Raw genomic sequence first — 3,063 nt, 5'->3', positions numbered from 1 at the left:
GGGTATTCCTGGTAATTGAGAATGGTGCAAGTTATGAGTTATTGCCACAGCCCAACAACAGCGAAACTCCGTCATTCGTAACACCCTTAACGATCGCAGACCATTCGGTAGAGATTCAATCTATTGTACTACCAAAGGTACAAGTACCTCCTGCCACCGCGAAGTTTGTCTCAGCTCAAACTTTCCTAGGTTATACTCAGGCTAAGGATGGAGTAGTTTCATCCCCAAATACTAATTCAGAAGTTGAAGATTCAAAGATTGAGGAACTAGAAAGTCAGCTCCAACAAATCGCCCAGGAAATTGCATCTTTAAAAAAACAAAAATTACGATCTTCTCCCCAGGAAATAAGATCTGAGATGGGACAAAAAAATAACAAATTTCAAAGCTATTGAGTCATCAATCAATAGCAATAATCTGCGCCGCCAAGATTAAAGCCTCCTCACGACTATAAATTTTACCCTCAATCCTAGCAATCTGAATTTCTATTAGTAATTGTCCTAATTGCGGACTTGGTGGCAAATTTAGAGATTCCATTAAATCCTTGCCAGTTACTAATGGTGTGGGATGAGCAACTGGATCTTTTGGATTAAGATAGCGTTGGATGAGAAAAGATAGCCCATCTAGAGTCATTCCTTCAGCAATTGCCATAACTGCCAAAGCAGGGAAAACTGAACCTACATTTTGAAAGAAAAAATACTCCTGACGTAGTGACATAGGGGAAGTTGTGGAAGATAGTAATTCAGGTAAATATTGAATGACTGTCAGGATAACCCGCATTTCGACGCGACTGTACTTGAGACGCGACAACAATTCCTCAGCCGTATCTGCTACAGATGGTAGTAAATTAGTTAATTTTGCTAAACTCAGTAAGGATAAAGATTTTCCACTTACTGGGGTATTTAATTCTAATCCTAAATTAGGATAACATTCTGTTAGTATTGCTCCTGCTTGCTCCACTGCGATTATTTGTCCTAAATCTCGCTCTGTTACATCAGGAAAGCAACTTTGGAGTAAATTATCCTTCACAGCATTAATTAGCCAAGGTGTACCTTGAGGAGATTTAAGGAGATAGCCCAACTCAACCTGCACTCTTTCTACTGCCACTTGTCCGAGTAATGGTGCAAGTTGACGAATAGTTGATTGAGTATTAGATTCGATCGTAAAACCAAGTTGAGCCGCTTGACGGTATCCTCGCAGTAATCTTAAAGGGTCATCTTCTAGATTTTTAGGAGATACCATCCGGATCGTACCAGCACGGCAATCTGCTACACCGTTGAGTGGGTCAAAGAATTGGGCAGTATGGGGATTAAATGCGATCGCATTTATTGTAAAATCTCGCCTATACAAGTCTGTTTCTAGGCTTTCCCCTTCCTGCTGCGCCAAATCCACCGTTGCGCCATCAAATACCACTCTGGCAATCTGCCGTTGTTTATCTAGCACTACAAATCCAGCCTTGTAATGGTTGGCTAGCGATCGCGCTATCTTTAAAGCATCTACTGGTAAGACAAAATCCAAATCCAGATATTCAGCACGTCTTGAAAGGAAAGCATCCCGCACCGCACCGCCTACCAGATAAGCTGATTTTGGCAGGAATTCCAGGCTAAAAGGCCAAGTTTGAGGAGAGAGGAGAGAGGAGTTATTAGTCATTAGTGATTCGTCATTGGTCATTAGCACTTACCAACCCTTCAATGGTATAATCAGATTTAATGTAATGGGGATAAGTCAGAAGCGCAGATAAATCCCTATTAAGGATGGGAATAAATATGTGTATTTGCATTAACTGCCACTATGTAGACCGCTGCACCACATACCATGCAGTGGAAATTCAGCATCAAGTGCCTCATCTCACTGAAACCCCCGACTTTGAAGCAACTGAACCAACTATCAATGTTAATATCCGTCCTAGTCAAGATTATGTCGAAATGGAATGGGATGTTGTCGGTTGCGAAAGCTTTCAGCAAGAAACTGGCAAGTGGGCGAAACTTCGTCCAGGTGAACTTGTTCCTACTTAAGGGAGAAAATTTGAGATTTCCGATTATAGATTCAACCCAAATTAATCGAAACATTGACTTATGCCTCTCACCGAATTTGTACCGCTCCTGAAAGAATTATCTCACTCTGACAAACTCTTGCTACTACATTTTCTCGTAGTCGAATTGTTGAACGAATCAGGTTTAGTCCCATTGGATATTCATGGCAAAGTAGCTAGTCAAGGCTTACATGATTCTTTTGAAGCTGCTGCTGTTTTAGCGAAGGCACTAGCAGAAGAAAAAGCCAGTATGATAGAAGTGTGAACATATATAAAGACCAACTTGCATGTCCCTTGAATTCATATCGCTGGAGACTATCCAGGAAATTGCCCACCAATACGGTTATTGGGCAGTTTTTTTAGGAATTTTGCTAGAAAATCTTGGCCTTCCTCTCCCTGGTGAAACGGTAACCCTAGTCGGGGGGTTTCTGGCTGGCAGCGGTGAACTAAATTACTGGTTTGTTCTCGCCTCTGCTGCTGGTGGTGCTATCTTGGGCGGTATCTGCGGCTACTGGATTGGTAGATATGGCGGTTTGCCTTTGCTGATTAAGGTGGGTAAGTTTTTCGGCATCAACGAAGAGAGGCTCCAAAAAGTCCAAACCGAATTTAGTCAAAATGCCAGTAAAGCAGTTTTTGTCGGTCGTTTTATCGCACTCTTACGGGTTGTAGCTAGCCCTTTAGCTGGGATTGCTCAAATGCCCTTTCTCAATTTTATGGTGTATAACGTGGCAGGGGCAATAACTTGGGCATCGGTAATGGTAAGTTTGTCTTTTTTTGCGGGGAGTATTATACCCCTGGAAGAATTAATTACTTGGGTAGCTAAATTCGGAGTTGCCGCTTTACTCCTCGTGGTGGCTTGGTTGGTTGTTCCTATCTGGCTGGAATCTCGTCAGGTGAAAGGGGGATAGGGAGTTTTGAGTTTTGAGTAGTTTTGAGTTAATATTCAAAACTGAGAACTGACAACTCAAAACTATCCCCATTCCCTACTCCCTACTCCCCATTCCCTATCAAATATACACATCCCCGAGCCCACG

The 3,063-nt window shown here is 42.3% G+C and carries 5 protein-coding genes; 4 read left to right on the top strand and 1 reads right to left on the bottom strand.

Translation table 11 applies throughout. From position 1 onward, the window contains the following. On the top strand, positions 1-392 hold a 392-nt coding region (locus tag NJ959_RS27750), incomplete at its 5' end, for a hypothetical protein (protein WP_254014997.1). 4 nt (positions 393-396) lie between these two features. Here the strand turns inward: NJ959_RS27750 and NJ959_RS27745 are convergent. Further along, positions 397-1,647, bottom strand: coding sequence for a tRNA nucleotidyltransferase/poly(A) polymerase-related protein (locus tag NJ959_RS27745; protein ID WP_254014996.1), 1,251 nt, complete (start codon positions 1,645-1,647; stop codon positions 397-399). Positions 1,648-1,763: 116 nt separating this feature from the next. Here NJ959_RS27745 and NJ959_RS27740 point away from each other — a divergent pair, with 116 nt between their 5' ends. Genes NJ959_RS27740 through NJ959_RS27730 form a run of 3 tightly spaced genes read left to right on the top strand, consistent with a single transcriptional unit; the run spans position 1,764 to position 2,937 of the window. After that, positions 1,764-2,012: a Ycf34 family protein gene (locus NJ959_RS27740; protein ID WP_254014995.1), complete on the top strand. Its 249-nt coding sequence runs from the start codon at positions 1,764-1,766 to the stop codon at positions 2,010-2,012. Between the two features lie 60 nt (positions 2,013-2,072). Beyond that, a complete protein-coding gene (locus NJ959_RS27735; protein WP_254014994.1) occupies positions 2,073-2,294 on the top strand; it encodes a hypothetical protein in 222 nt (73 codons plus the stop codon). A 22-nt stretch (positions 2,295-2,316) separates the two neighbouring features. Then, a complete protein-coding gene (locus tag NJ959_RS27730; RefSeq protein ID WP_254014993.1) occupies positions 2,317-2,937 on the top strand; it encodes a DedA family protein in 621 nt (206 codons plus the stop codon). Positions 2,938-3,063 lie beyond the last annotated feature (126 nt).

Origin of the sequence: Limnofasciculus baicalensis BBK-W-15 (assembly GCF_024178385.1) — a bacterium.
GTDB classification, from domain to species: domain Bacteria; phylum Cyanobacteriota; class Cyanobacteriia; order Cyanobacteriales; family Coleofasciculaceae; genus Limnofasciculus; species Limnofasciculus baicalensis.
The sequence above is the reverse complement of the archived record's forward strand: the minus strand, read 5'-3'. Positions and strand labels throughout refer to the sequence as shown.

Bases quoted from the DNA above. Each gene is read 5' to 3' on its own strand.
- NJ959_RS27730 (WP_254014993.1), top strand. From the start codon at position 2,317: ATGTCCCTTGAATTCATATCGCTGGAGACTATCCAGGAAATTGCCCAC.
- NJ959_RS27735 (WP_254014994.1), top strand. From the start codon at position 2,073: ATGCCTCTCACCGAATTTGTACCGCTCCTGAAAGAATTATCTCACTCT.
- NJ959_RS27745 (WP_254014996.1), bottom strand. From the start codon at position 1,647: ATGACTAATAACTCCTCTCTCCTCTCTCCTCAAACTTGGCCTTTTAGC.
- NJ959_RS27740 (WP_254014995.1), top strand. From the start codon at position 1,764: ATGTGTATTTGCATTAACTGCCACTATGTAGACCGCTGCACCACATAC.